Annotated in this window: 1 protein-coding gene; it reads right to left on the reverse strand. The window is 53.9% G+C overall.

Annotated features, from left to right (window positions below; all coding sequences use genetic code 11):
• Positions 1-218: 218 nt before the first annotated feature.
• Positions 219-521, reverse strand: coding sequence for a hypothetical protein (locus tag JIN85_RS20830; RefSeq protein WP_200274473.1), 303 nt, complete (start codon positions 519-521; stop codon positions 219-221).
• Positions 522-631: the final 110 nt, after the last annotated feature.

Raw genomic sequence — 631 nt, forward strand, 5'->3', positions numbered from 1 at the left:
TCCTCGCGAGCATCGAATCGGTCGCCAACTCGAGAACTCTCGCCTCAATATCGTCGTCAGAGATACCTTCTTCGCCGATGATCTCAATCGCTGCTTCAAGGATGGCGGGCTCGACCGGGGTCATTTCTTGAGAGAACGTCTAAGCCCATCCGGCCGCGCCCTCAAGCTCCGATTCAAACAGGGACGTTATCGCGGTCGGATGCGGCGGCTTGTTCGGTTTATTCTTTTTTCGGGGTGTTCCGCGCACCAAGGGATTCGAGGAACGAGGTGACTTCCAAGAGCAATTCCTTTGCCTTTGGCTTGGCGATGCAGAGCAAATAACGCATCTGGCACTGATCAGTCGGGGGCGCTTCAAGAATGTTCATTGAATGGCGCTCGCTGGAAATCAGATGGTCGCTACCAATCAAGCCATTCCCAATCTTCTTGGCCTTCGTCGTCACTTGAAGTGATCGTCCATCCAACAGCGCATTCAGGTCATCCGGGAAGCCTGATGGCAAGTAGAGCTCATAGGCGTCTGCCATGTTCTTAAATTTCTACCGAACGTATAAGGCCATCTGCGGCGGGATGGAAGCATCAAAGTCAACTATCAGGCTGGTCGCCGTCGGATGTGCCGCCTTGTTCTGGATTGGCC

The sequence above is a fragment of the Luteolibacter pohnpeiensis genome, from assembly GCF_016595435.1.
Classification (GTDB): domain Bacteria; phylum Verrucomicrobiota; class Verrucomicrobiia; order Verrucomicrobiales; family Akkermansiaceae; genus Luteolibacter; species Luteolibacter pohnpeiensis.